Source organism: Ruegeria sp. CDSB086, assembly GCF_059611065.1.
This window is the reverse complement of sequence record NZ_JBXWOV010000011.1, coordinates 24,410-49,394: the sequence shown is the minus strand read 5'-3', so window position 1 is coordinate 49,394 and position 24,985 is coordinate 24,410. Positions and strand designations below refer to the sequence as shown.

Annotated in this window: 23 protein-coding genes; 15 read left to right on the top strand and 8 right to left on the bottom strand. The window is 58.8% G+C overall.

The window, feature by feature from the left end:
• Nucleotides 1-24 precede the first annotated feature (24 nt).
• A complete protein-coding gene (locus tag AC2FIO_RS19720) occupies nucleotides 25-1,773 on the bottom strand; it encodes an autotransporter assembly complex protein TamA (RefSeq protein WP_496699695.1) in 1,749 nt (582 codons plus the stop codon).
• 215 nt (nucleotides 1,774-1,988) lie between these two features.
• On the bottom strand, nucleotides 1,989-3,212 hold the full coding sequence (locus tag AC2FIO_RS19715; RefSeq protein ID WP_113791601.1) for a urate hydroxylase PuuD: 1,224 nt from the start codon (nucleotides 3,210-3,212) through the stop codon (nucleotides 1,989-1,991).
• Nucleotides 3,213-3,308: 96 nt separating this feature from the next.
• Here AC2FIO_RS19715 and AC2FIO_RS19710 point away from each other — a divergent pair, with 96 nt between their 5' ends.
• Nucleotides 3,309-4,232 carry a LysR family transcriptional regulator gene (locus AC2FIO_RS19710; RefSeq protein WP_496699694.1) on the top strand — a complete coding sequence of 308 codons (924 nt, stop codon included), beginning with the start codon at nucleotides 3,309-3,311 and terminating at the stop codon, nucleotides 4,230-4,232.
• A 33-nt stretch (nucleotides 4,233-4,265) separates the two neighbouring features.
• Here AC2FIO_RS19710 and uraH read toward each other — a convergent pair whose 3' ends face one another.
• Entirely contained in the window at nucleotides 4,266-4,622 is a 357-nt protein-coding gene (gene uraH, locus AC2FIO_RS19705) for a hydroxyisourate hydrolase (RefSeq protein WP_058273190.1), read from the bottom strand.
• A gap of 161 nt (nucleotides 4,623-4,783) precedes the next feature.
• Here uraH and puuE point away from each other — a divergent pair, with 161 nt between their 5' ends.
• Nucleotides 4,784-6,202 carry an allantoinase PuuE gene (gene puuE, locus AC2FIO_RS19700; protein ID WP_496699693.1) on the top strand — a complete coding sequence of 473 codons (1,419 nt, stop codon included), beginning with the start codon at nucleotides 4,784-4,786 and terminating at the stop codon, nucleotides 6,200-6,202.
• Entirely contained in the window at nucleotides 6,199-6,687 is a 489-nt protein-coding gene (locus AC2FIO_RS19695) for an ureidoglycolate lyase (protein ID WP_496699692.1), read from the top strand. Before puuE ends, AC2FIO_RS19695 begins: the two co-directional genes overlap by 4 nt.
• Nucleotides 6,688-6,781: 94 nt before the next feature.
• On the opposite strand, the gene AC2FIO_RS19690 is transcribed toward AC2FIO_RS19695, so the two are convergent.
• The 3 genes from AC2FIO_RS19690 to AC2FIO_RS19680 form a co-directional block, all read right to left on the bottom strand.
• The gene (locus AC2FIO_RS19690) at nucleotides 6,782-7,768 is read right to left on the bottom strand and encodes a type I glyceraldehyde-3-phosphate dehydrogenase (protein ID WP_496699691.1); all 987 of its coding nucleotides are present in this window, start codon (nucleotides 7,766-7,768) and stop codon (nucleotides 6,782-6,784) included.
• Between the two features lie 54 nt (nucleotides 7,769-7,822).
• Nucleotides 7,823-8,146, bottom strand: coding sequence for a hypothetical protein (locus AC2FIO_RS19685; RefSeq protein ID WP_058273193.1), 324 nt, complete (start codon nucleotides 8,144-8,146; stop codon nucleotides 7,823-7,825).
• Between the two features lie 89 nt (nucleotides 8,147-8,235).
• Entirely contained in the window at nucleotides 8,236-9,069 is an 834-nt protein-coding gene (locus AC2FIO_RS19680) for a bifunctional allantoicase/(S)-ureidoglycine aminohydrolase (RefSeq protein ID WP_496699690.1), read from the bottom strand.
• Nucleotides 9,070-9,244: 175 nt separating this feature from the next.
• Between AC2FIO_RS19680 and AC2FIO_RS19675 the strand changes: the two genes are divergently transcribed.
• Nucleotides 9,245-9,601 carry a hypothetical protein gene (locus tag AC2FIO_RS19675; RefSeq protein ID WP_496699689.1) on the top strand — a complete coding sequence of 119 codons (357 nt, stop codon included), beginning with the start codon at nucleotides 9,245-9,247 and terminating at the stop codon, nucleotides 9,599-9,601.
• Nucleotides 9,602-9,608: 7 nt separating this feature from the next.
• On the opposite strand, the gene AC2FIO_RS19670 is transcribed toward AC2FIO_RS19675, so the two are convergent.
• On the bottom strand, nucleotides 9,609-10,544 hold the full coding sequence (locus AC2FIO_RS19670) for a 2-hydroxyacid dehydrogenase (RefSeq protein WP_496699688.1): 936 nt from the start codon (nucleotides 10,542-10,544) through the stop codon (nucleotides 9,609-9,611).
• Nucleotides 10,545-10,671: 127 nt separating this feature from the next.
• Between AC2FIO_RS19670 and AC2FIO_RS19665 the strand changes: the two genes are divergently transcribed.
• The 4 genes from AC2FIO_RS19665 (at nucleotide 10,672) to AC2FIO_RS19650 (ending at nucleotide 14,382) form a co-directional block, all read left to right on the top strand.
• Nucleotides 10,672-11,907, top strand: a complete 1,236-nt coding sequence (locus AC2FIO_RS19665) for an acyl-CoA dehydrogenase family protein (protein ID WP_282170775.1) — start codon at nucleotides 10,672-10,674, stop codon at nucleotides 11,905-11,907.
• 8 nt (nucleotides 11,908-11,915) lie between these two features.
• Nucleotides 11,916-12,722 carry a thioesterase family protein gene (locus AC2FIO_RS19660; RefSeq protein ID WP_496699687.1) on the top strand — a complete coding sequence of 269 codons (807 nt, stop codon included), beginning with the start codon at nucleotides 11,916-11,918 and terminating at the stop codon, nucleotides 12,720-12,722.
• 74 nt (nucleotides 12,723-12,796) lie between these two features.
• Complete coding sequence (locus AC2FIO_RS19655) at nucleotides 12,797-13,444, top strand: DUF1007 family protein (protein WP_496699686.1); 648 nt, start codon at nucleotides 12,797-12,799, stop codon at nucleotides 13,442-13,444.
• A complete protein-coding gene (locus AC2FIO_RS19650) occupies nucleotides 13,429-14,382 on the top strand; it encodes a nickel/cobalt transporter (protein WP_282170778.1) in 954 nt (317 codons plus the stop codon). The genes AC2FIO_RS19655 and AC2FIO_RS19650 overlap by 16 nt, the downstream gene beginning before the upstream one ends.
• Here the strand turns inward: AC2FIO_RS19650 and truA are convergent.
• A complete protein-coding gene (truA, locus tag AC2FIO_RS19645) occupies nucleotides 14,379-15,146 on the bottom strand; it encodes a tRNA pseudouridine(38-40) synthase TruA (RefSeq protein ID WP_496699685.1) in 768 nt (255 codons plus the stop codon). The genes AC2FIO_RS19650 and truA overlap by 4 nt on opposite strands.
• 107 nt (nucleotides 15,147-15,253) lie before the next feature.
• On the opposite strand from truA, the gene AC2FIO_RS19640 reads away from it, so the two are divergent.
• The 7 genes from AC2FIO_RS19640 (at nucleotide 15,254) to ileS (ending at nucleotide 24,926) form a co-directional block, all read left to right on the top strand.
• Nucleotides 15,254-16,669 (top strand): YcjX family GTP-binding protein, encoded by a 1,416-nt coding sequence (locus AC2FIO_RS19640; RefSeq protein ID WP_496699754.1) that lies wholly within the window; start codon nucleotides 15,254-15,256, stop codon nucleotides 16,667-16,669.
• Complete coding sequence (locus AC2FIO_RS19635; protein ID WP_496699684.1) at nucleotides 16,666-17,121, top strand: GNAT family N-acetyltransferase; 456 nt, start codon at nucleotides 16,666-16,668, stop codon at nucleotides 17,119-17,121. The genes AC2FIO_RS19640 and AC2FIO_RS19635 overlap by 4 nt, the downstream gene beginning before the upstream one ends.
• Complete coding sequence (locus AC2FIO_RS19630) at nucleotides 17,114-18,103, top strand: YcjF family protein (RefSeq protein WP_496699683.1); 990 nt, start codon at nucleotides 17,114-17,116, stop codon at nucleotides 18,101-18,103. The genes AC2FIO_RS19635 and AC2FIO_RS19630 overlap by 8 nt, the downstream gene beginning before the upstream one ends.
• Nucleotides 18,104-18,157: 54 nt before the next feature.
• Nucleotides 18,158-18,868 carry a VIT1/CCC1 transporter family protein gene (locus AC2FIO_RS19625; protein ID WP_472724252.1) on the top strand — a complete coding sequence of 237 codons (711 nt, stop codon included), beginning with the start codon at nucleotides 18,158-18,160 and terminating at the stop codon, nucleotides 18,866-18,868.
• A 56-nt stretch (nucleotides 18,869-18,924) separates the two neighbouring features.
• On the top strand, nucleotides 18,925-19,050 hold the full coding sequence (locus tag AC2FIO_RS19620) for a hypothetical protein (RefSeq protein WP_496699682.1): 126 nt from the start codon (nucleotides 18,925-18,927) through the stop codon (nucleotides 19,048-19,050).
• A 100-nt stretch (nucleotides 19,051-19,150) separates the two neighbouring features.
• Complete coding sequence (locus tag AC2FIO_RS19615) at nucleotides 19,151-21,850, top strand: DUF2339 domain-containing protein (RefSeq protein ID WP_496699681.1); 2,700 nt, start codon at nucleotides 19,151-19,153, stop codon at nucleotides 21,848-21,850.
• A gap of 163 nt (nucleotides 21,851-22,013) precedes the next feature.
• Entirely contained in the window at nucleotides 22,014-24,926 is a 2,913-nt protein-coding gene (gene ileS, locus AC2FIO_RS19610; RefSeq protein WP_496699680.1) for an isoleucine--tRNA ligase, read from the top strand.
• Nucleotides 24,927-24,985: the final 59 nt, after the last annotated feature.

Sequence of the window (24,985 nt, the reverse complement as noted above, 5' to 3'; positions counted from 1 at the left end):
ATAACGGATATGCGCGACGTCCAATCAAAATGCCTGTCCGATCCCGATATAAAACTGCAAGCCGTCGCCGGTGTCACCCTGCACTGGAACGGCCAGATCCAGCCGCAACGGACCAAATCCGCCCAGATCATACCGAACCCCAAGCCCGGCACCCGCGTGATATTCTGCGCCGCTGCCGATGAATGAGGATGTGTCCACCGTACCGTAGTCATAAAACCCGACCAGAGATATGGCTTCGGTGACTTTGCCACGCACCTCGGCGGAAAGACCAAGGAAAGATTTGCCCCCTGCAATACCAGTGCCGACAGGGATGCCAAGACTCTCGTAGGGTTGGCCCCGAACCGTTCCGGCACCGCCCGAGAAAAACAGGAAGTCTGGTGTTACACCGTCCGGCGACGGCCCGAGCACTGATCCCAGCTGTACGCGACCGGCCAGAACCAGCCGTCCGCCGGTGCCGAGGCTGGTATAGCCGCGTCCATCAAAAAACATGCGTATGCCGCTTTCGGTTTCAGACAGACCAGCAAAGGGCGTGATCTGCGCGTCCAGATAAAAGCCGCGCGTTGCGCTGACCTTACTGTCGCGCTCGTCCCATTCCGAACGCAAGGGAAGGATGAAATATCGGAACCTGCGGTCATCGCCATAGGCGTCGTCCGCGCTGGACCACTGAAACCCAGCTGAGGCTTCGGCATATAGCCGATCAGAGAACGTGCGCCGGGCACCGTAGGCCAGCGACGCAACGGTGACGTTGTAGTTTTCTGTGTTGCGCCGTTCCAGAAGCGCGTTCCAGAAAGTGTTGTCATCGGGACCAAGCCGGTCGGGCTGATCCAGACGCAAGCCGATCCGGCCGTCGATATCCTCGGCACCGCCGATATTACGGACTGCCGCCTCGAACCGCAGGCGTTCGGCACGCCGGAATACGTTGCGATGCGTCCAGGTCGCGGTCACGTCTACCCCGTCGCGCGACGCGATCTCGGCGCCAAAGGTCAGTCGGCGCTTGGGTAAATCTTCAAACGTCGCGTCGAAATCCAATGTGCCGTCCGGGTTCGGAGTGTCCCTCTCTTCAATCGAAACAACGTTGAAGGTCCCCGTCCGCCGCAACCGTGTGCCGACCTTCTGGATTTTCTCGGGCGAATATACTTCGCCTGCCGGAAACCCGGCGATCTTTTCTATTGACCGGTGGCGCACATCGGTGTCGCCCTTGATGATCATTTTGCCAAATCTCAGGCGCGGGCCGGGGGTAAGGTCGATCTCGGCATCCAGCTTGGCCTCGGCATGGCGGGCAATGACTTTCTGGCCGTCGACTTCGGCCTTGGCATGACCCGCGTTGCGCCAACCCTGCACGCCAGCTGACGCGGCTTGTTGGATCGCGCCGGTGGTCGCGAGTTTGCCGACCGCAAACTCCTCGGGCAGAACTGTTTCGGGCGTTATCGGTTGTACGATGGCTTCGCCAAAGGTGAACTTGGGGCCGGTGTTGACCGTGATTACCGCGCTATTGATCTGCGCTGGTACGCTGAGCGAGCTGATCTCAGCTGCTTCTTTTCCGTCCAGTTTGATGCTTACGACTGGGCTGAAATACCCTTCGTCATAAAGAATTTGGACTAGAGTGCGATAATCCGAAAGCGCCGCCGACAAGATCTCAAGCGGCGTGTCCAGCCCGCGAGATTCGGCCGTCGTAACCGAGGAGGTTTCCTCCATCCGCTCGACAAGCTCTTTTGAAGCACCCGGAGCTGTTAAGGTGGTTTCCAGCGCGGCCAATGCGGTCGGCAGGGTCATTGCAATCGCGCCGAGAAGGCATCTCTTCAAAAAGGCGCGCGGCCTGCTCCCCGGCATCTGATAGCTCCAACTGCCCCAACTCGAAATCACATTTGCCGTTTTTTGCAAAGCAACGGCTGATTACATTCATGTTAGAGCATCAGAGTCCTTGCAGGAAAAGACTAAATCCAGCGTCGCCTGAATTTTGCGACCTGTGTGATTGATCGGTCTCGGGATCAGGAACCTGCGTTGCGAAACCAGCGGATGATTGCCTCTCGGTCCTCGGGCTCCATGTAGGTGACGTTTGCGGGGGGCATCGCGTGGCTGACCCCCGCCTGCAGATAGATTTGCTGGGCGTTGCGGGCAATGTCGCCTTCAGTTTCCAGCAATACGCCCTTTGGCGCCCACAAAATGCCCTCCCACACCGGTTCGCGCGCGTGGCACATCGAACAGCGTCCAAGAACAACGTCATGGGCCTCTTCAAAGCCATCGGCGGCAGCATATTTCTGTTCAAACGGTGTCAGTGGCTGTGCTTCGGCCTCTTCCAGAGGTTTGTACATAGGGGCAGTAGACAACCACATGATTGCGATGAACAACAGTGCCGTGACCAGCCACGTCCAGGTCGGATCGCCTGCCCGTGCGTGGCGCGTGTTGAAGTAGTGTCGGATGGTCACGCCCATCAGGAAGACCAGAGCCGCGATGATCCAGTTGTATTCTGTCGCAAAGGCCAGCGGGTAGTGGTTCGACAACATAAGGAACACCACCGGCAATGTCAGGTAGTTGTTATGCGTCGAGCGCAGCTTGGCGATTTTGCCGTACTTTGGGTCAGGTGTACGGCCGTTCTTCAGATCGTCTACCACGATGCGTTGGTTCGGCATGATGATGAAAAACACGTTGGCTGTCATGATCGTGGCCGTGAATGCCCCCAGATGCAGCATCATCGCACGACCGGTAAATACCTGATTATAGCCCCATCCCATAACAACCAGCAGCACAAACAACAGCACCATCAGCAGGGTAGGACGTTCACCCAAACCCGATTTGCATAGGAAATCATAGATCAGCCAACCGACAGTCAGCGAGGCGGCCGAAATCAGAATGCCTTGCCACAGCGCCAGATCGGCTTTTTGTGCGTCGATCAGATAAAGCTCTCCGCCCACCCAGTACACGATCATCAGCAACCCGGCCCCGCTGAGCCAGGTCGCGTAGCTTTCCCATTTGAACCAAACCAGGTGTTCCGGCATCCGTTCGGGCGCAACTAGGTATTTCTGAATGTGGTAAAAGCCGCCGCCATGTACTTGCCATTCCTCGCCATCCGCCGGGCCGGGGATGTCGCGGTTCAGACCAAGGTCCAGTGCGATGAAATAAAATGAGGATCCGATCCAGGCAATGGCGGTAATAACGTGCAGCCAGCGCACGGCAAAAGCCATCCAGTCCCAGAACACGGCGAAGTCGTACATGAGAAAGCTCTCCGATTGGTTGCCGTCACACTAGGCAAAGGGCACTTTCTTCGGTATTCCCTGATATTGTCAAACTGTATCAAAAAAAACGAAAAGATGTCCTATCTAGACAACATCCGTACCTTTGTCAGGGTTTATGACCTTGGCAGCATGTCCGCTGCTGGGCGAGACCTGCGAATCTCGCCTGCGGTGACGTCGGCGCGGATATCTCAGCTTGAAGATCATCTGGGCGTGCGCCTGTTTCAAAGAACGACGCGCAACCTCAGCCCGACAGAGCAGGGGCGGGCATTCTATCCCGGTGCTGTGGCCGTTCTGGATGCGGTGGACGATGCCGAAGCGCAGGTCGTCCATCTGACCGAGGCCCCGCGGGGATCGTTGTTTGTGGCTGCTCCACTAGGGGTGGGGCGCAGGGTTTTGGCACCGCATGTGCCCGAGTTTCTTGCGGAATATCCCGAGATCGACGTGCGCCTGCGGTTGACCGACAGATCCGTTGATCTGACGACCGAAGGTTTGGATCTAGCCTTTTTCATCGGCCAACCTGAAGACAGTACCCTGCGTATTCGAAAGATCGCTGACTGCCAGCGCGTGCTTTGTGCCGCTCCGGCCTATGTTGAACGCAGGGGCATGCCAGCAACGGGCGCGGACCTGGTGTCGCAGCGCCATGAATGCCTGAATCTGAGGTTTCCCGGCGCGACCGAGTTTCAGTGGCAATTGGAAACGCCTGACGGTCCCAAGCGGTTCGCAGTCTCTGGCCGGTTCGAATGTGACGACGGTGACGTGCTGACTGACTGGGCGCTGTCGGGGCAGGGGATCGCGATGAAACCGGTTTTTGAAGTGGCCGAACACCTCAGTTCGGGGCGTCTGGTCCCCGTAGCGGTCGAAACGCCGCCGGTATCTGTTCAAATGGCCTGCCTATACACACATCGCCGCCATCAGGACCCCAAGGCGCGTTTGTTCATGGATTTCATGATTGCGCGGATCGGCAAGGTCGTGCGTGGGTCGGAATCTGCTGACACATAGAACTGCCGCTTAACGGTAACCCCATCCCGTGGTTCAACTGCCCCGGTAGGTCGAATAGCCGTAAGGGGACAGCAGCAGAGGTACATGGTAATGTGCCTCGGCATCAGACATGCCAAACCGGAGCGGCACCTGATCCAGAAACAGCGGGTCATCAGCTGCCTGGCCCGATGCGCGCAGATAGTCTCCTGCGAAGAAAACCAGCTCGTAAGTACCAGTTTTGAAAGAGTCTTGTGGCAAGATTGGGCTGTCAGTGCGGCCGTCCGAATTGGTCTCCATCTCGGCGATTTTGCGATGGGAGTTCCCCGACACCCGATAGAGTGCGATTTTCAATCCTTCAGCCGGGCAGCCGCGTGCAGTGTCCAGAACATGGGTCGTCAGATAGCCAGCCACGGGTCTCTCCTTTGATTTGTCTTTTGCTTTGTCGCAGTGTGGCGCAAAGTCCGAAACAGTGGAAATGCCGAAAGAACCGGAAACAGCGTTCGGATTGATTTGATAATCATCGGTGTGTTTCTGGGGTAAGGCTATTCAAAAGATCAAGAATGGAAGATGCCATGCAGCCCTCTCGCTATCCTCGTGACATGATCGGATATGGTGCCAACCCGCCAGATGCCAAATGGCCGGGCGGCGCGAAGCTGGCCGTTCAGATCGTACTGAACTACGAAGAGGGCGGTGAAAATTGCGTGCTGCACGGCGATGCCGCGTCCGAGGCGTTTCTGTCCGAAATCGTGGGGGCCGCCCAATGGCCGGACCAGCGCCATTGGAACATGGAGTCGATCTATGAGTACGGCTCTCGCGCTGGGTTCTGGCGACTGCACCGGTTGATGCAGGACCTGCCAATAACAGTCTATGGCGTTGCATCAGCTTTGGCTCGCTCGCCAGATCAAATGGCCGCGATGAAGGCAGCGGGGTGGGAGATTGCCAGCCATGGTCTGAAATGGGTCGAACATAAAGACATGCCAGCGGATGAAGAACGCGCACAAATTGCCGAGGCTATCCGTCTTCACACCGAGGTCGTCGGAGAACGCCCGCGTGGTTGGTACACAGGGCGCTGTTCCGAGAATACTGTTCAGTTGGTAGCAGAAGAGGGCGGATTTGCCTATGTGGCCGATACATATGCGGACGACTTGCCCTATTGGGTGCAAGCGGGTGGGCGGGATCAGTTGATCGTACCCTACACGTTGGATTGCAACGATATGCGCTTTGCCACGCCGCAGGGATTCAATGCGGGTGACCAGTTCTATTCCTACCTGAAAGACAGCTTTGATGCGCTATACGCCGAGGGCGAGGGCGGAGCGCCCAAGATGCTGTCGATCGGCTTGCACTGCCGCCTGATCGGACGACCTGGCCGGGTGATGGCGTTGAAACGTTTCCTGGAATACGCGCGCGGCTTTTCCGATGTCTGGTTTGCGACACGGTTGCAGATCGCCGAACACTGGGCGGAACACCATCCGGCGGTGCCGCATCCGAAGCCTGCTCAGATGGATCGGGACGCGTTTGTCGCGACGTATGGCGGCATCTTCGAGCATTCCGCCTGGATTGCCGAACGGGCGTATGAGCTGGAATTGGGACCGGCCAATGACACGGCAGGTGGGCTACACAATGCACTGACCCGCATGTTCCGCTCCGCCTCTGCGGACGAAAGGATGGGTGTCCTGACCGCGCACCCGGATCTGGCCGGAAAATTGGCACAGGCAAAACGGCTGACGCAAGAAAGCACGTCCGAGCAGGCTTCGGCAGGGTTGGATGCCCTGACAGACGAAGAGCGTTCGATGTTCACCGGTTTGAACCAGAAATACACCGAGAAATTCGGTTTTCCGTTTATCATCGCCGTACGTGATCACGACAAAACGTCTATCCTTAAGGCGTTTCAACGGCGCATCGATCAGGATAAGGACACCGAATTCGCCGAGGCTTGCCATCAGGTCGAGCGGATCGCCGAATTCCGGTTGCGGGACGTTTTACCCTCATGAGCGCGCAAGTCAGGACTGCGCCATTGACGGCCAAGGCATTTGCCCCGTTTGGCGATGTCATCGAAGTGACCGGTGATCCGGACAAGATCATCAATCAGGGGCAATGTGGCCGGTACCATGATCTGGCACGACTGGATTTCACAGACGGACGCGCCGGGATCAGCCTGTTCAACGCCAATTCGCGATCCTTGCCCTATCAACTGGATATGGTTGAGCGTCACCCCGAGGGCAGTCAGGCATTCATACCAATGACACATCAGCCTTTTCTGGTTGTCGTGGCCCCGGATGAGGGCGGGAAGCCCGGGCTTCCTCAGGCGTTCGTAACCAGGCCCGGACAGGGTGTGAACTATTTTCGCGGCACATGGCATGGGGTGCTGACCCCATTGCATGGGCCCGGCTTATTCGCTGTGATTGATCGGATTGGTGAGGGGGCTAATCTGGAGGAGCTCTGGTTTGACACTCCGTTTGAGATCATAGGCGAATAGGGAACTCCCGCTCGTTCAATGCGCATCAAAGATGCTTGTGACCCGTTGGGCCAAGCAGCGCGCGGGCAAGCCCGCCCGCTGCGCCCGCGCAAATTCAGCGATCTGTCATAAGGCGGGCAACATCCAACATGCGTGCCGAAAATCCCCATTCATTGTCATACCAGCCGAAAACACGGACCTGATGTTCGCCGACCATGCGTGTTTCGGGTCCCGCTATAACCAGCGACTCTGGGCGTGTACGCAGGTCTGACGAGACCAGAGGGGAATCGGTCCAGCCCAGCACAGGCGATGTCTGGACGGCCGCGCGCAGTTCGGCTTCGAACAACCCAGGCGACATTCCGCGATCCAGCGTCACCACCAGATCAATGGCGGATACACTGGCCGTCGGGACCCGAACAGCAGCGCCCGAGATGCGGCCGGCCAAATGCGGCATGACTTCGTCTATCAAATGAGTGGCGCTTGACGTGGTCGGCACCATAGACAGCGCGCCCGCGCGCGAACGGGCCAAATCGCCGCGTGGCGCGTCCACCATAGGCTGGCTGTTCGTATAACAGTGAATTGTTGTCATATGGGCTGACGCAATCCCGCCAATCTGGTCCAGCACTTTGACCAAGGGCGCAAGCCCGTTGGTTGTGCAAGACGCGTTGGACACGATGCGAGCATTGCCCAACTGATCTTCGTTGGCGCCCAGAACAATGGTGATTTCGGTCGCGGGCGAGGGGCCAGAGATAAGCACCTTGCGGGCCCCGGCGGTCAGGCCCTGACTGGCCACATCCGAGGTACGAGCAACGCCGGTGCAATCCATCAGAACGTCGACACCGGACAGATCGACATGTGCCAGATTGGGGCTGTGCGTCATAGGGATTGTGCGCCCATCGACGACGATTGCCGCGTCGCCCTGTTCTACCGTGCCGGGGTAGGGGCCAAAGGTGCTGTCGTATTTGAACAGGTATGCGCAGGTCTCAAGCGGGGCGATGTCGTTGATCAGAACCAGCTCAATATCTGTATCCTGCGGCAAAGCCAGCAGCTGCCGCAGGATTGTGCGGCCAATACGGCCGAATCCGTTGATTGCAAGTTTCATGCGCAAGCTATGGCAGCGCGCTGCCAATAGCTCAATGCCCGTTGTGACCTATGGTCAGTTGCAGCTGACCTGCGAAAAGAACTGACCCGAAATGTTCTGGTACATGCTGGCCACGATCGGTCTGCACCCAGTCGCTTGCTGAAAGGCGGCTATGGCCTGAATGGTGCGCAAGCGCGGCGGTGGGCCAAAGGGGTTCAGGTTGTTGTTGTCGCGCGTCGCACGGTACACGACCGGAGCGTCCGAAACCTGTGTCACCGCCCAGGTACGGCTCATGACAGAAACCTGTTTTGTTTCTTCCTTCGCGGCGACAGGTGTCGCATCAAATGCCGTCAAACCAATTGCAGCTGCCAGTGCCAGCATCGTTACACGCAGTACCATTGAACAATCTCCAGTGCTAAAAACTGCTGTTATTTCACCAGATTCACAGGCTTCTGTGAACCCCTGACCGAAATAAAGTGTTTAAAAGCCTAGCGTTTGGACAGTGTCAACGGCATGTGCCGGTTCACATCCTTGTAAAGCAGATAGCGAAAGCGCCCCGGCCCACCCGCATAGCAGGCCTGCGGGCAGAAGGCGCGCAACCACATGTAATCGCCGGCCTCTACCTCGACCCAATCCTGGTTCAGCCGATAGACGGCCTTGCCTTCCAGCACGTACAAACCGTGTTCCATGACATGGGTTTCGGCAAAGGGAATCACGCCGCCGGGTTCGAAATTGACGATGTTGACATGCATGTCATGACGCAGATCCTGCGGATCTGTGAAGCGGGTTGTGGACCAGCGCCCCTCGGTGCCGGGCATCTCGACGGGCGATACATCACGTTCGTTGGTAATGATCGGATCTGGTGCGGGCAGGCCGGGAACGGCTTCATAGGCTTTGCGAACCCAGTGAAATCGGGCGGTTTTTTCGGCGCGGTTGTGCAGGGTCCAATCCGATCCAGACGGGATATAGGCATAACCGCCGGTATCGAGGACATGCTCAGTTCCACCTAACGTCAGGGTCACCTCACCTTCGACCACAAAGAGAACACCCTGCGCCTTGGCGTCTGTTTCTGGGTGTTCGCTGCCGCCGCCGGGCTGAACTTCCATGATGTATTGCGAAAACGTCTCGGCAAATCCGCTGAGGGGGCGGGACAGGACCCAAAGCCGGGTGCCTTCCCAGAACGGCAGGTTGCTGGTTACGATGTCGCGCATGGTGCCTTTGGGGATAACCGCATAGGCGTCGGTAAACATGGCGCGGTCGGTCAACAGTTGGTCTTGTCCGGGGTGTCCGCCTGTGGGCGCGTAATAGGTGGGCTGTGCCATTTCATGCCTCTGGTTCGTGTTTGAGGCACTATGAGGCGATTGGCGCGGCGGTCCTAGCACCCGAGTCGCGATAGGTTTGTTCGGTATTATTTGAAGGTCGGCCAGCGGGGCTTGGCCCCCGTTCCCCGGCGGTATAGTCTTGTGACCAAACTTATTTCAGCAAGGCGAGAAGATCATGAAAGCCTGGATTTCACCCTTTTTTGCAGCAGCCGTTGTGATCGGCGCAGTTTCACTGGCACAGGCCAAGCCACTTTCGAGAATCATCGCTGAAATGGGATTGAGCCCCGAAGACTATAGTGTCGTCAACGCCACGACCAATGCGATGTTGGCAGATGGAACGCCTCAGGTTGGAACCGAACGCAACTGGTCGAACGACGACACCGGATCAAAAGGCACTGTCCGAGTGCGCGAGGTCCGGGACAATTGCGTGCATCTCCAGCATTTCATCGTGCCCGCCGGGGCCGAACAATCACGTGAAGTCAGAACCCGCAACTGCCGGGATGCCAGCGGGAACTGGATTCTGACTCCTTGATTTAGGTCTAGTAGCCGCGCGTGCGGTCGACCTCATGCAACAAGGGCTTTCCTTCGGTCAGGCGCTGGAAGTTCTCGGCCACGTCAGCCAGCGCTTCACCCAAATGCCAGCCCGAGACATGTGGGGTGATCGTTACCCCGGGATGGGACCACAACGGGCTGTCTGAGGGCAGAGGCTCTTTGCTTGTCACATCCAGAACGGCGTGGCCGGGCGCGCCGCGGTCCAGTGCGTCGACCAGAGCGCTTTCATCGATCAGATCGCCACGCCCGGCGTTCAACAACTGACTGCCGGGTTTCATGGCGGCCAGCATCTGCATATCGAACAAGCCGAGTGTTTGCGGCGTGGACGGCAGAATGGCGCAAACGTGGTCGCATTGGCCTAGCAACGTCGGCAGCGCATCCTCGCCATGCAGGCAGGTCACGCCCTCGATCTCTTTCGGGGATCGGCTCCATCCCATGACCTGAAAACCGATGGCGCGCAGCATTCTGGCGCTGCGGGCGCCGATATGGCCCAGACCCAGAACGCCCACTACGGTGTCCGGCGTGAATACCGGCGCTTTGGGCACCCATTCTGCCTTGCGCTGGGCGGCTTCGTGAAAGGCCATATTCCGTTGGTGGTGAAGGAGATAGGCGACGAACCACTCGGCAATACCTTGCGCCGGCGCATCGGGCTTGAGTCGTGCGATACGGACGTGATCGGGCAGGCTCGGGTTGCCAACAATCGTTTCAACGCCCGCGCCCAGTTTCTGGACCAGTTGCAGGTTCGGCAGCCGTTTGGGGTGGTCGTTGTTCAGGCCGACAACAGCGACCATGGTGATTTCGCTTGCATCTCCAATCGTTTCCCGGGTGCGCACATCCGCACCGGGGTTTATGTTTCGGATCGTTTTGGCGATGTCATCATCGCTTATCCAGTCGGTTAGACCGGTTTCGATCAGTAGCGCCATGAATCACCCTCGCAATTTCATTTTGATTGAGTTGACGTTCCGTCACACAGCTAGACATTCTATCGGCAGCTAAGTCATTCTCTGTTCAAAGGTAAAGCCCGCTCTTTGGGCCTGAGGAGGAAAGCTCATGAACATGTCATTCGGTCTGCGCGAAGAAAACCGCGCGCTGCTGCAACGTGTGGCAGATATGATCCGGGATGAGATCATGCCGCTGGAAGAAGAATATCAGGCCGAAATCGATAAAGGCGACCGCTGGCAATACACCGAACGTCAGGCTGAAATCCTGGAAGGGCTGAAAACCAAGGCCAAGGCTGCCGGATTATGGAACTTCTGGCTGACCGACAGCGACAAGGGCTTCGGTTTGACCACGGTCGAGTATGCTTACTTCGCCGAAGAGATGGGCAAAACGCCTCTTGGGGCCGAGGTGTTCAACTGCTCGGCCCCCGATACCGGTAATATGGAAGTGTTCGAGCGCTACGGCACGGACCAGATGAAAGAGCAGTGGCTGAAACCCCTGCTGAACGGCGATATCCGGTCCGCGTATTTAATGACGGAACCGGATGTGGCGTCATCGGATGCCACGAACGTGTCGATGTCCTGTTTGCAAGATGGGGATGATTTTGTTCTGAACGGAGAAAAATGGTGGTCATCGGGGGCGGGTGATCCACGGTGCAAGGTCTATATCGTCATGGTCAAGACGGCAGGCGACGAGCAACCCAAACACAAGCGGCAGTCGATGATTGTTGTGCCTGCTGATGCGCCGGGGATCGAGGTTCTGCGCCCAATGCAGGTTTACGGCCACGATGATGCCCCGCACGGCCACATGCATATCCGCTTTACCAACGTCCGGGTGCCAGCTGAGAGCATCCTGTTGGGCGAAGGCCGCGGGTTCGAGATCGCGCAAGGCCGTCTCGGGCCCGGTCGTATCCACCATTGTATGCGCGCAATTGGGCAGGCTGAATCGGCGCTGGAACAGATGTGCAAACGGTCGCTGCAGCGCGAAGCCTTCGGCAAGAAACTGGCGCAACTCGGGGCCAATTTCGATATCATTGCCGAATGCCGGATGGAGATTGAAATGGCGCGCTTGCTGTGCCTGAAGGCTGCCTGGTACATGGATCAAGGCGATGCCCGTGCAGCGGCACCCTGGATCAGCCAGATCAAGGTCGTCGCCCCGCGTGTCGCACTCAAAGTCATCGATGAGGCCGTTCAGATGTTCGGCGGGCAGGGGGTCAGTCAGGACACGCCGCTGGCGACGGCCTGGACCCATGTGCGTACATTACGGTTGGCCGATGGGCCTGATGCGGTACACCGCCGTCAGGTGGCGCGGGCCGAGTTGAAAAAGCACACGCAGGAAAAAGTCTGAGGTTTTAAGTGGTGTTGAAACCGGATCTGAAGGAACAAGCCTATTTCCACGTTCGGGCTGACGGCGCTTTTGTCGGCAATGATCCCGCACGCGGGCCGTGGTCTGCGGATCATTGTCATGCGGGCCCGGTCGCAGGGCTGATCGTTCGTGCCGCCGAAACAGAGGTTGGGCCGCAAAAGATGCTGACACGGCTGACCGTGGACTTACTGCGCCCTCTGCCGCTGACAGGTCTGCGTGTGGCGGCGGAGACTACGCGCCATACCAAAACGCTGGCCACAACCCGCGTCACGGTGCACGATCTGGACGATACGCTGTGCGCTACGGCCACCACGATGCATATGGTGCGTCGCGATTTGGGGTCGGTTCCGAACATCACGTTGCCGACGCCCGAACTCGACGATGCGGTGACCGGCCCGTTTCCGATTGGCGAAACGCGCCATGACCTGCCGGGGTTCGCAAACCATTCGGACATTCTCTACCCCAAGGGTGGCAACCAGAAAGCCGGTCCAAAAACAATCTGGATGCTCACCCCGAAGCTGTTGGAGGGCGAGGCACAATCGCCGATTCAGGCGCTATGCCCGCTGGCGGATTGTGGCAACGGGATCTCGTGGAATGCACCGACGTCCGAGATGGGGTTCATGAACACCGATCTGACGGTCCAGATTCATCGTGAACCTAAATCGGACTGGTTGGCCTCGCAGTCCGTATCTCATTGGCAACCTTCAGGAATAGGGATGTCGCAATCGGTTCTGTTCGACACCGAAGGCCCGGTCGGTACAGCGTTGCAGACACTGGTTTTGTTCCCGCCGAAGTGACTGGTTTGGCCAGTTCCCGCACGGGTCTGCCGAAACACGTTGCCGGGCACGGGCCAAGCCCCTATCTTTCGCCTATGCGATGGCTCATAACCCTTGTCTCCTGTTGCCTGCCGGTTCCGGCATTGGCCCACCCGCATGTCTTTATCGACACCGGGCTGGAATTTATTGTGGATGATAGCGGCCAGTTGACCCATGTCAGGGTAACTTGGGCGTATGACGAGCTTTTCTCTTTGTTTCAGTTGGAGGACATGAAACTGGATCAGGATTCTGATGGCATTCTGACCGAGAGCGAAGAAAAGTTTCTGTCCGGCTTTGATGCCCAGTGGGTCGAAGGATATAATGGCGATCTCGTGGTGTTCGCCGATGGCGCGCCGGTCGATTTGTCAGGGCCGATGGAGGCCAAAGCGACCACCGAGGATGGCCGTATCGTGACAACCCACCTGCGCGCGGTGGAAGGCGGCGGAGTGCCGGCAACCGCCGTCGTCGCCAAAGCATATGATGAATCCTATTACACGGCTTATGAAGTGACCCGCCCGGTGACGGTGTCCGGGCCCGCCGCTTGTCAGATCAGCCGGATTGACGCGGATATTGACGGGCAACTGGCGCAGATGCAGGCGTTCCTGCAGACCCTGGATGCCGACTATGACCTTGAAGAAAACGATATCCCGCTGGTTGGGGAAAACTTTGCGTCCGAGATCCGCCTTTCATGTCCAAGTACCTGATTATTCCTGTCGCCATCTCCATTGGTTTGCTGCTGTGGTTCTGGGGCAGTGGTGGCTTTGACCACTTGGCCGCATGGGCTGCGGGTGAGCAGCGCGAGTTCCAAAATCAGATCGCGCGTTCCCTACGCGCAGCCCGCGCGGAACAGCCCGAGGCTGTAGCGACGCTGCTGACGGTCTGTTTTGCCTACGGCTTTTTTCACGCCATCGGCCCCGGCCACGGCAAAGTTTTGATTGGTGGCTATGGGTTGGGACGCAACGTGGCGTTCCTGCGTTTGTCTGCAATCAGCTTGTTGTCCAGCCTGGGGCAGGCAGTCACTGCGGTTGTTCTTGTCTATGCCGGGGTACTGGTGTTCCAGATGTCCCGGGCAAGCCTTGTCGATACCACCGAACGGGTCATGGCTCCGATCAGCTATGGTGCTATCGCGGCGATTGGATTGTGGCTGATCTTTCGATCCATTCGCAGTTTCGCGCGACGTCATCGCAGCGAAAAAGCCCATCATCATGAGCACAAGCACGACCATCATCACCCGCACGACGAGGACCACAAACATCACGACCATGACCATGGCTTCTGCGCAGATTGCGGGCATCGCCACGGTCCCACCGCCGACGAAGTGGCCCAAGTTGGCAGCCTGCGCGAAGCCGCGGTACTGATCGCTGGGATTGCCGCACGTCCCTGTACCGGAGCGCTGTTTGTGCTGATCCTGACCTGGCAGATGGGCATCGCAATGGTTGGCATTGCCGGTGCTTTCGCCATGGCGTTGGGGACAGCGACTGTCACAACGCTTGTCGGTTGGACCTCATTTGGTTTGCGCGGAGGGCTGCTGGCCTCAGCCTCGGCGACGCGATTTGCCTCGGTTCTGGCTCCGACGATTGAACTGGTGGCAGGGCTGCTGATCGCCGTGATTGCAAGCGGTCTGCTGTTGCGCGCGATTTAACAGAACACGGACTCCGGGTACCTGACCCGCGCCAGATACAGCCCTTGCGGCGGACATACCGGCCCGCAAGCGGCGCGGTCGGTGGCCTCCAACGCATCCCGTACATCTTCGGGCGACCATGTTCCGGCACCAACACGTTCAAGCGTTCCAACAAAGCTGCGCACTTGATTGTGCAGGAAAGACCGGGCGCGAACGTGAAAATGAACCTCTGGTCCGGAAAAGCCTTCAACCTGTTCGACCCGCAGCTCATCCAAGGTTTTGACCGGGCTTGCAGCCTGACAAATCGAAGACCGGAACGTGGTAAAATCATGCCGCCCGATCAGCATGTCCGCGCCCGCCTGCATCGCGTCTACGTCCAGTTGATGGTTGATCCGCCAGACCTGCCCAGCGTCATGCGTAGCAGGTGCGCGGCGCATCAGGATGCGGAACAGGTATTGCCGTTCGAGCGCTGAAAACCGCGCATGCCAGTCATCGTCTACCCGTGCTGCTTTAACGATGGCAACAGGCTGCGGTTTAAGGTGATAGTTCAGCGCCTCAGACAGGCGGAACGGATCCCAGTCCTTGATCAGATCACAATGCGCAACCTGTCCCAGTGCGTGCACACCCGCGTCTGTACGCCCGGCCGCGGCAATTGTGTGATCGCCGGGTTGAATACATGACAAGGCCTGTTCGATTGCCCCTTGAACAGACGGCAATTCCTTTTGCCGCTGCCATCCGGCAAACGGTTCCCCCTGGTATTCGACTTTCAGCGCGTATCTAGGCATGGGCTGCTGGTAACGCGCCGTGCTGCAACGGGCAAGAGTGGGAAAGCGCTGGTATGTCCGACAGCCGCTACCTATCTTGGGAAAAACGAAAAAAGCGGGGCGACGGTTTGGTCATCTCATCTCTGGCAGACAGTCTGACGCGCGGCGTCGAATCCGTGGGTGACCGCGTGTCTGAGGCATTGTTTGAGCCGGTGATCCGACTGGGTGTCACCGGGCTGGCGCGTTCAGGAAAGACAGTATTCATCACGTCTCTGGTCGCGAACTTGCTGGACCGAGGGCGGATGCCGGGCCTCGTGGCGCAGCAAGAAGGGCGGATCAACGCGGCTTACCTGCAGCCGCAACCAGACGACACCGTGCCCCGGTTCGACTACGAAAATCACCTGGCGGCGCTGACCGGGCCTCAGCCGCACTGGCCCGAAAGTACGCGCGCAGTGTCAGAACTGCGTTTGTCGTTCAAAGCCCGTCCCGCGGGGCTTTTGTCAGGGTTGCAGGGACCACGCACTATCCATCTGGATATCGTAGATTACCCCGGCGAATGGCTGCTGGATCTTGCGTTGCTGGACAAAACCTATGAGGTCTGGTCGCAGGAAACACTGGAGCGCATCGCCAATCGCAATGAGGCGACGACCTTTCTGGCGCAGGCAAAGGCGGTTGACCCTTCTGACAGCCACGACGAACCAAAGGCCCAATCACTGGCCAAAGAATTCGCCTCTTATCTAAACGCTGCGCGCGAGGCAGGGTTTTATGATTGCACGCCAGGGCGGTTCTTGCTGCCGGGCGATCTGGCAGGCTCGCCGGTGCTAACATTTGCACCCTTGCCGGTCGAGGGTCACGGCCCGCGACGCAGTCTGCACCGCGAGATGGCCCGGCGATACGAGGCCTATAAATCTCAGGTCGTGAAACCGTTTTTCCGCGATCATTTTTCCCGGATCGACCGTCAGGTGGTTTTGGTGGACGCGCTGGGCGCGATCCATAACGGGCCACAGGCGGTCGAGGATATGCGTCGCGCGATGGCGGATATCCTGTCGGCGTTTCGGCCCGGACGAAATGCGTGGCTTAGCCAGTTGTTGCTCGGCAAACGGGTCGAGCGCATCCTGTTTGCGGCCACCAAGGCGGACCATTTGCACCATCTTCAACACCACCGCCTGACCAATATCATGGAGGCCTTGACCCGCGAGGCGCGCGATCGTGCCAGCTTCGCCGGGGCCGAGACGGCGGCGCTGTCGCTGGCCTCGTTAAGGGCAACGACCGAGGAAATCCGCACCCATAACGGGGCCGAACTGCCCTGCGTGCGAGGTACCTTGCTGGACAGCGGCAAGCAGGCCGCTTTCTATCCCGGTGATCTGCCCGAAGACCCGACGCATTTGCTAGGCGCGGCGCGCAACGGGTCCGAAGGCTGGCTGGGCGAGGATTATGAGTTCATGGCATTCGCGCCGGCACACCTGACACTGCGGCCCGGGGATGGCCCGCCACACATACGGCTGGACCGCGCAGCCCAGTTCCTGATCGGAGACCGGCTGTGAATGTCATTCTTCGCCCCGCCCGCAGCACGGATGCCGGTGCCACCGGAGAGATTTTGCATGGCTTCGCCCGTGAAAACGATTGGATGCCGGAACTGCACTCGCAGGCGGAAACCATCGCGTTTTGTGGCCGTATGATTGAATTGGATTGGGTGACCGTGGCCGAAACCGGTGACGGTGTGATCGGGTTTTTGGCGCTCAACGGTGCCGAAATCCACTCACTGTACCTGGCGCCTGGCGCACGGGGGCAAGGGATCGGTCGGCAATTTCTTGAGCTTGCCAAGTCCCGCCGATCCGAATTGTCATTGTTTGCGTTTCAGGCAAACCATCCAGCGCGCCGGTTCTATGAATGCAACGGCTTTGCTGAGGTTGCACGCAGCAGCGGCGCTGACAATGACGAGAACCTTCCCGACATAAAGTATGTCTGGAACAGTGAAGGAGCAGCCAATGGCTAAGGGGCCGGTTCTGATTGATCTGGAGGGCGATGAACCCGCGGCTGATGTGTCGCAAGCACCTCCGGTCCCGGATATCGCACAGCCTCAGGGTCAGGCGATGCAAGGTGCGGCGCGTTTGGCGGCGCGCAAACCTTCGGCCCTGTCGCGGTGGTTCTGGGGTTTGGCGCTTGCCGCGCTTGGGGCTGTTGTTTCAGTGGCGGCTTGGGACTTTGTGAATTCCCTGATTCTCCGCGCGCCGATCATAGGATGGGTGATTACGGGTTTGTTTGCAGCGCTGGTGCTGGTCGCATTGATCATCGCTGTGCGCGAGCTGGCCGCAATGGGGCGGTTGTCCCGTGTGGACGGGATGCGGCGTGCGGCAGATACTGCCTTGGCCGAAGATGATCTGGCGCAGGCACGCGCAGTCACGAACCGATTGATCTCGTTCTACAAAGGGCGCGAAGAAACCCGTTGGGGGCGCGATCGGCTGTCCGAACGGATCGACGAACAATTTGACGCGTCTGGTCTGCTGACCCTGGCCGAGGACGAGCTGCTGGCCCCGCTGGATGTCGCTGCCAGTCGCGAAGTCGAGGCTGCCGCGCGTCAGGTTGCAACGGTGACGGCGTTGGTGCCTTTGGCGCTTGCGGATGTTGCAACAGCGCTGGCCGCTTCGTTGCGGATGATCCGGCGCATCGCTGAAATCTATGGCGGGCGCGCAGGATTTTTGGGCAGTTGGCGACTGACGCGGGCCGTGTTCGTGCACCTTGTGGCCACCGGGGCCGTGGCCGTCGGGGACGACCTGCTGGAACCTGTGCTTGGGGGATCTATCCTTAGCAAACTGTCGCGCCGGTTTGGCGAGGGGCTTGTCAACGGCGCGCTAAGTGCGCGGGTCGGGGTCGCCGCGATGGAGGTCTGCCGTCCGCTGCCCTTCTCGGATCGGCACAAGCCATCAACCCGCAGCATCATCAAACGTGCTCTGGCTGGCCTGTTTTCCAAAACTTGACCTGACGCAAGGTACAGTGGTTGGCTGTCGTGCATAACAGTGTCAGAGCCAGCCATGACCGATCACGGACACAGCCAACAAGAGATTGCAGAACGCATCAACGCGCCACCAGGTCGCGGTGTTTTGCGGGATGTGGTCTATGGTGGGATCGATGGGTCCGTGACTACCTTTGCCATTGTGGCGGGTGTAGCTGGGGCGGGCCTGTCACCCTTTATTATCGTTGCGCTGGGACTGGCCAATGTACTGGCGGACGGGTTTTCCATGGCGGCGGGTAATTACTCGGGCACCAAGGCCGAGCTGGACAATATCCTCCGCATCCGGTCCATCGAAGAACGTCACATCAGGCTGTACCCGGAAGGCGAGCGAGATGAAGTACATGCGATCTTGTCGCAAAAGGGTTTGTCGGGGCGCGTTTTGGATGAGGCGACGGATGCCATCACAGCCAACCGCGACAATTGGATAAATCTGATGATCGAGGGTGAATACGGATTGGGCAGCGTCGATCCGAACCCGTTCAAAGCCGCGATGGCAACGTTTTTGGCGTTTCTTGTGGCCGGCATGGTCCCGCTGCTGCCGTTTCTGCTGTCGTTCGATCGGGCCTTTCATCTCTCGATTATCATGACCATGGCGGTCTTTTTTGTCATCGGAGCTTTAAAAAGCAGATGGTCACTGGCTCCGTGGTGGCGGTCAGGTCTAGAGACTTTTGCGATCGGCGGCGCGGCCGCACTGATGGCGTATTTTGTTGGCTCGTTGTTCCATCCCTAGTGATAAGAAGTACCGCTGGGCGCGCGGTGTAGATTGTCAGTATTTCAAAGTCGTTGATGGACCCGGATCTGATCCTGCGATCGCTACATACTGTCGACGCCTGTTTCTCATTTGTTTCGATTGCCGCTGTGTTGGTCATCATCTGGTTGATGGTTGCCGGACTGTCCCTTGGCTGGGGATAAGGCGTTCTGAACTGCGTAGCCCGCAAAAACACGGTTTTTCGGACTGTTGCGCAAATCGACACCCGGCTAGGTTGACGGCACATTTGCCCGGAGGCCTCTGTTGGAATCGCTGCTCGTACTCGTTGGATTGATCGTTCTGGCCGTCCCGGTGGCCATCCTTGTTCTGTTGGTATCCCAGGTTCGACTGCGCCGCCGGGTGGAGCAGCTTGAACAGCAGATCCGCACACTTGGTGGCGACCTGCCAGCGCCAGAAATAGTACCTGAATCGATGCAAGCGAGGGATAAAAAGAGCTCTCCGTGGCCGGCAATCAAAACAGAACCACCCGAGGTCGAAACGAAAGAAGGCACCTCAGCACCTGAGCCACAAAAGATACCCCTTCCCGAAACGATGAAGGACGATCGAATCGCCGCACTGAGCGCTTGGCTGCGCGAGAACTGGTTCTATGCGGTATCCGCCCTGTCTTTGGCGCTGGCTGGTGTTTTTCTGGTCCAATACGGGGTCGAAAGCGGGTTGTTGTCGCCAACGATGCGCGTCATTGCGGCCCTGATGTTCGGCGCGACGCTGATCGGCGCGGGTGAGGTGATCCGCCGGAAGTATGGCGATGACGAGTCTTCAGCCACAGCTTACCTGCCATCGGTCTTTTCTGGGGCCGGGCTGGTGACGCTGTTCGGTGGCTTGCTGGCTGCAAGGCAGTTGTACGATCTGCTTGGTCCCGAAGCGGCCTTGATTGCCATGATTGCTGTTGCGCTTGTGGGGCTTGTTTTGGGCTGGTTCCACGGCCCCTTGCTGGCGGCCGTCGGTTTGATTGGTGCGTTTGCGTCACCCTTCGTGGTGGGCGGGACCTCGACCGATCCCGGCTGGTTGTACGGCTATTTCTTTGTGATCGCCGTCCTTGGGTTGGGTATCGACACCGTGCGGCGCTGGGCGTGGATATCCGTTCTGACGCTAGTCGGGGCTTATTCCGCGTGCCTGCTGCTGGTGCTTTCGGCACCCGCGACCGAGTCGGGGTATCTTGTCGGCGTAACTGCATTGGCGATCATCGCGATCTCGATCCCCGTGCGGCGGATCTGGCCGGAACACGAGGGGCGCATGATCAGCGAAATCGTTACGATCCAAAAAGGCGTCCAGTGGCCAGAGTTTCCGACACGCCTTGCCTTTGGCGCGGTGAGCGTCAGCGCAGTAATCCTGGCGATACACTGGCCAGACTCAGCGGCCGAATTTTGGCTGGGAATCATGCTGTTGGCAGGCCTGACGCTGGGTTTGCTGACCTGGGCAAGCCAGGCGCGGGCCCTGCAAGACCTGACCATACTGCCAGCCGCTGGTCTAACTTGGTTCGTACTGATCCAAGGGTGGGACAACGGCTCTGTCGCGCGCCGCTTCGCTGAAACCTATGCCGAAACCGCCGAGGCGGATTTCCCGTGGGCGGTTACCCTGTTGGTGGCACTGGGTGCATTGATCTCAGGCCTTTCAGCTTGGCGATCGTTTCGCGCAACCGAGTACCGGGCTGTATGGGCGGGTGGTGCCGCAGTATTTGCACCGTTGTTGGCAATCGCGCTGGAGCTTGGATGGCATCCCGATGAAGTTATCGGAGCCTATCCGTGGGCGCTGCATGCGGTTGCATTGGCGGTGATGATGGTTGTTCTGGCCGGGCGTTTCGCGCGCGTCGACGGCGAAAACCGGCTGCGGGCGGCTTTGGTGACCTTGTCGGCTTTGTCTTGCCTGACCTTTGCCTGCGTGATTGTCCTAAGTTCGGCTGCCCTGACAATTGCTTTTGTGGCCGTGATCGTGGCCGCGGCGGTGCTGGATCGGCGCTTTGATCTTCCACCTATGGGTTGGTTCATCTGGGCTGGCGTCTTCACTGTCACGCTCCGGCTTGTACTGAATCCCGGTCTGGATTGGGCAAACTCGGCACCGGTCGCAGAAATGGCGCTTGTCTATGCCACAGCTGCTGTTGGATTTCTGGCGGCCTGGGCCATCCTGCGCCCATTGAACCGTCCGGTCATCGCGCTGCTTCTGGAAAGCGCCGCCTGGGCGACCGCTGGTATCTTGCTGTCCTTGCTGTTGCTGCGCTGGCTCGAAGGGTTTGGCAACGGCGGTGCCCATGACAGCCACTGGGGGCTGGGGCTTTTGTCCTTGATCTGGCTGCTGCTGGCCTGCGCGCAGGTGCGGCGGTTCGAACTGGGCGGAAAACTGAATTATGCGCGCTACGGGCTGGCGTTGTTCTTTGCGGCACATGGTGTTGTTCGCTTGGCGCAGGCGCTGACTGAGGCGAACCCATTGCTGAATGCCCAAGCTGATCCGGTTCTTGGGGTGCCAATATTGAATACTCTCGCCGTGGCTTACCTGTTGCCCGCCATTGTTTTGGCCCTGTCGGCTGCTTGGCTTCCAGCACTGCATCCGCGATGGAAGCAGGGGTGCTTCGGTCTGGCGGCGGCATTAGGTGCGATCTGGCTGGGCCTGGCCATTCGCCATGTCTGGCAGGGGGCCAGCGGTATGTATGAAGGCAACGGCGTGACCCAACCTGAACTTTATTCTTACACCATGGCCCTACTGCTGATCGGTGCGGGGCTGTTTTATCAGTCACTCGCCCGTCGGTCGGACATGATGCGCAAAGCCGGGTTGGTCGTCATTGGGCTTGCCGTGGCCAAGGTGTTCCTGGTCGATATCGCTGGTTTGGGTGGCCTTATCCGGGTGTTCTCACTGCTGGCGCTGGGCCTCGCGCTGGCCGGTTTGGCGTGGCTGAACCGGTGGGCCATGCTGCGCCATTCGCCGCATGGGGCGGAACCTCTGGACCATTAGGCGCGGGCGTCCTATAAGCCCGGCATGTATGACCGGATGGCCATCATTATTCGAATTATATCCCCGGCGCTCTGATTTCGCGAGACGCCGGGCAAAGGTGCTTGAGAATTCGCACTGACCGCTTCGATCCACACACGACAAGATCATCCTGAGGACGCCCCAAATGTGCGCCGACACGACCCAAACACCTGACTACAAAGACACGCTGAACCTGCCAAAAACCGATTTCCCCATGCGCGCTGGTCTGCCCAAGCGCGAACCCGCATGGCTGGATCGTTGGGAAGAGATCGGCGTGTATGATCGCCTGCGCGAAAAAGAAGGCCGCACGCCCTTTACCCTGCATGACGGCCCCCCCTACGCCAACGGTCACCTGCATATCGGCCACGCGCTGAACAAGACCATCAAGGACATGATTGTACGCAGCCATCAGATGATGGGTCATGACGCGCGTTATGTGCCGGGATGGGACTGCCACGGCCTGCCGATCGAATGGAAGATCGAAGAACAATATCGCAAGAAGGGCAAGAACAAGGACGAAGTTAACATCGTCGATTTCCGTCAGGAATGTCGCAAGTTCGCCGAAGGCTGGATCGACGTCCAGCGCGAAGAATTCAAGCGCCTTGGTATCACCGGCAACTGGCCCGATCCCTACATCACGATGGACTATCACGCCGAGGCCGTGATCGCCGACGAGTTCATGAAGTTCCTGATGAACGGCACTTTGTATCAGGGCTCAAAACCTGTGATGTGGTCGCCCATCGAGAAAACTGCGCTGGCCGAGGCCGAGGTTGAATATCACGACAAGGAAAGCTTCACCATCTGGGTGAAGTTCAAGGTCGTGAATGCGGGCGATCTTGATGACGCTTTTGTCGTGATCTGGACGACGACTCCGTGGACCATGCCGTCGAACAAAGCGGTAGTGTACGGCAAGGATATCTCCTACGGCCTGTACGAAGTCACCGGCGCACCTGAGGAATGCTGGGCCGGTGTCGGAGACAAGTTCCTGCTGGCGGACAATCTGGCCGCCGACGTGCTAGGCCGCGCCCGCCTGATCGACGACCAGTGGACCCGCGTTCGCGATGTGACAGCCGATGAACTGGAAGGTGTCCAACTGACCCACCCGCTGGCTGGTGCCGAAGGCGGCAATGGCGAATGGGACGAAATCCGTGACTTCCGTGCGGCTGAGTTCGTGACCGATACCGAAGGTACCGGCTTCGTTCACTGTGCGCCGTCGCATGGTATGGAAGAATTCGAGCTCTATCGCGATCTGGGCATGCTCGAGCAGGTCATCACCTATAACGTGATGGACGATGGCTCGTTCCGCGCTGATCTGCCGTTCTTCGGTGGCAAGTACATCCTGTCCCGCAAGGGTGGCGAGGGTGACGCGAACAAGGCGGTCATCGACAAGCTGGTCGAGGTTGGAGGGCTGCTGGCCCGTGGCAAGATCAAGCACAGCTATCCGCACTCGTGGCGCTCAAAGGCTCCGATCATCTATCGCAACACGCCGCAATGGTTTGCATCTGTTGACCGCAAGCTGGACGATGGCATGGGTGAGATGGGCGATACCATCCGCGAACGCGCGCTGCGCTCAATCGACGAGCTGGTGAAGTGGACGCCGCAGACCGGCCGCAACCGCCTGTATTCGATGATCGAAGCGCGCCCGGATTGGGTTCTGTCCCGCCAGCGCGCCTGGGGCGTTCCGCTAACCTGCTTCACCAAGAAGGGGGCCTTGCCCACCGACGCGGATTACCTGCTGCGCAACGAAGAGCTCAACGCCCGCATCAAGGCGGCGTTCGAGAAAGACGGTGCGGATATCTGGTACACCGACGGGTTCAAAGAACAGGTGCTAGATGGCATCGCCAACCCGGATGACTACGATCAGGTATTTGACGTTCTGGACGTGTGGTTCGACTCTGGTTCGACACATGCCTTTGTCCTGCGTGACCGTGAAGACGGAACCGAGGACGGCATCGCGGACGTTTACATGGAGGGCACCGACCAGCACCGCGGATGGTTCCATTCGTCGATGCTGCAGGCTTGCGGCACCAAGGGGCGTGCGCCGTATCGCAACGTTGTAACCCATGGCTTCACGCTGGATGCCAAGGGCAACAAGATGTCCAAATCTCTGGGCAATACCATCGTGCCGGAAGAAGTCATCAAGCAATACGGTGCCGATATCCTGCGCCTGTGGGTGGCTCAGACCGATTACACCGCCGACCAGCGGATCGGGCCAGAGATTCTGAAAGGCACCGCCGACAGCTATCGCCGCCTGCGCAACACCATGCGGTTCATGCTGGGCTCGCTGGCCGACTTCACCGAAGCGGATCGCGTCGCGCCTGAAGATATGCCGCGTCTGGAACGCTGGGTTCTCAGCCGTCTGGCCGATCTGGATGAGCAGGTGCGCAAAGGCTACGCGTCTTTCGACTTCCAGGGCGTGTTCAGTGCCGTATTCACCTTTGCCACCGTCGACCTGTCATCGTTCTATTTCGACGTCCGTAAGGATGCGCTATACTGTGACGGCGACACCCTGCGCCGCCGTTCTGCGCGCACCGTGCTGGATATCCTGTTCCACCGACTGACCACATGGCTGGCTCCTGTTTTGGTCTTCACCATGGAAGAGGTCTGGTTGGAGCGTTTCCCAGGCGATGACAGCTCGGTCCATCTGGTGGATTTCCCGGATACACCCGCCGATTGGCGCAACGCTGAACTAGAGGCCGGTATGTCCAAAATCCGTCGCGTGCGTCGTGCCGTGACCGCTGCGTTGGAAATCCAGCGTCAGGACAAGGTCATCGGTTCCAGCCTTGAGGCCGCGCCGATCGTGCATGTCGAAGACAGTGACACCCGCGACCTGCTGGCAACCTTTGACGTGGACGACATGTGCATCACGTCTGGCCTGACTGTTTCGGGCGATCCGGCCCCAGCCGAGGCATTCCGCGTACCTGAAATCGAAGGGGTAGGCGTCGTCTTCGAAAAAGCAGATGGCGAGAAATGCCAACGATGCTGGAAAATCCTGCCGGACGTCGGTCGGCATTCCCACGCGGGTGTGTGTGGGCGCTGCGACGAAGCTCTGGGCTAAACAATCGAACCCCCGGCGTGACTCGCCGGGGGTTTTTCTTTCCCGGCTTGCGCTGGACC

Coding starts and splice junctions, on each gene's coding strand:
- AC2FIO_RS19720 (WP_496699695.1), bottom strand. CDS start 1,773: ATGACCCTGCCGACCGCATTGGCCGCGCTGGAAACCACCTTAACAGCT.
- AC2FIO_RS19715 (WP_113791601.1), bottom strand. CDS start 3,212: ATGTACGACTTCGCCGTGTTCTGGGACTGGATGGCTTTTGCCGTGCGC.
- AC2FIO_RS19710 (WP_496699694.1), top strand. CDS start 3,309: ATGTCCTATCTAGACAACATCCGTACCTTTGTCAGGGTTTATGACCTT.
- puuE (WP_496699693.1), top strand. CDS start 4,784: ATGCAGCCCTCTCGCTATCCTCGTGACATGATCGGATATGGTGCCAAC.
- AC2FIO_RS19695 (WP_496699692.1), top strand. CDS start 6,199: ATGAGCGCGCAAGTCAGGACTGCGCCATTGACGGCCAAGGCATTTGCC.
- AC2FIO_RS19690 (WP_496699691.1), bottom strand. CDS start 7,768: ATGAAACTTGCAATCAACGGATTCGGCCGTATTGGCCGCACAATCCTG.
- AC2FIO_RS19685 (WP_058273193.1), bottom strand. CDS start 8,146: ATGGTACTGCGTGTAACGATGCTGGCACTGGCAGCTGCAATTGGTTTG.
- AC2FIO_RS19680 (WP_496699690.1), bottom strand. CDS start 9,069: ATGGCACAGCCCACCTATTACGCGCCCACAGGCGGACACCCCGGACAA.
- AC2FIO_RS19675 (WP_496699689.1), top strand. CDS start 9,245: ATGAAAGCCTGGATTTCACCCTTTTTTGCAGCAGCCGTTGTGATCGGC.
- AC2FIO_RS19670 (WP_496699688.1), bottom strand. CDS start 10,544: ATGGCGCTACTGATCGAAACCGGTCTAACCGACTGGATAAGCGATGAT.
- AC2FIO_RS19665 (WP_282170775.1), top strand. CDS start 10,672: ATGAACATGTCATTCGGTCTGCGCGAAGAAAACCGCGCGCTGCTGCAA.
- AC2FIO_RS19655 (WP_496699686.1), top strand. CDS start 12,797: ATGCGATGGCTCATAACCCTTGTCTCCTGTTGCCTGCCGGTTCCGGCA.
- AC2FIO_RS19650 (WP_282170778.1), top strand. CDS start 13,429: ATGTCCAAGTACCTGATTATTCCTGTCGCCATCTCCATTGGTTTGCTG.
- truA (WP_496699685.1), bottom strand. CDS start 15,146: ATGCCTAGATACGCGCTGAAAGTCGAATACCAGGGGGAACCGTTTGCC.
- AC2FIO_RS19630 (WP_496699683.1), top strand. CDS start 17,114: ATGGCTAAGGGGCCGGTTCTGATTGATCTGGAGGGCGATGAACCCGCG.
- AC2FIO_RS19625 (WP_472724252.1), top strand. CDS start 18,158: ATGACCGATCACGGACACAGCCAACAAGAGATTGCAGAACGCATCAAC.
- AC2FIO_RS19620 (WP_496699682.1), top strand. CDS start 18,925: ATGGACCCGGATCTGATCCTGCGATCGCTACATACTGTCGACGCCTGT.
- ileS (WP_496699680.1), top strand. CDS start 22,014: ATGTGCGCCGACACGACCCAAACACCTGACTACAAAGACACGCTGAAC.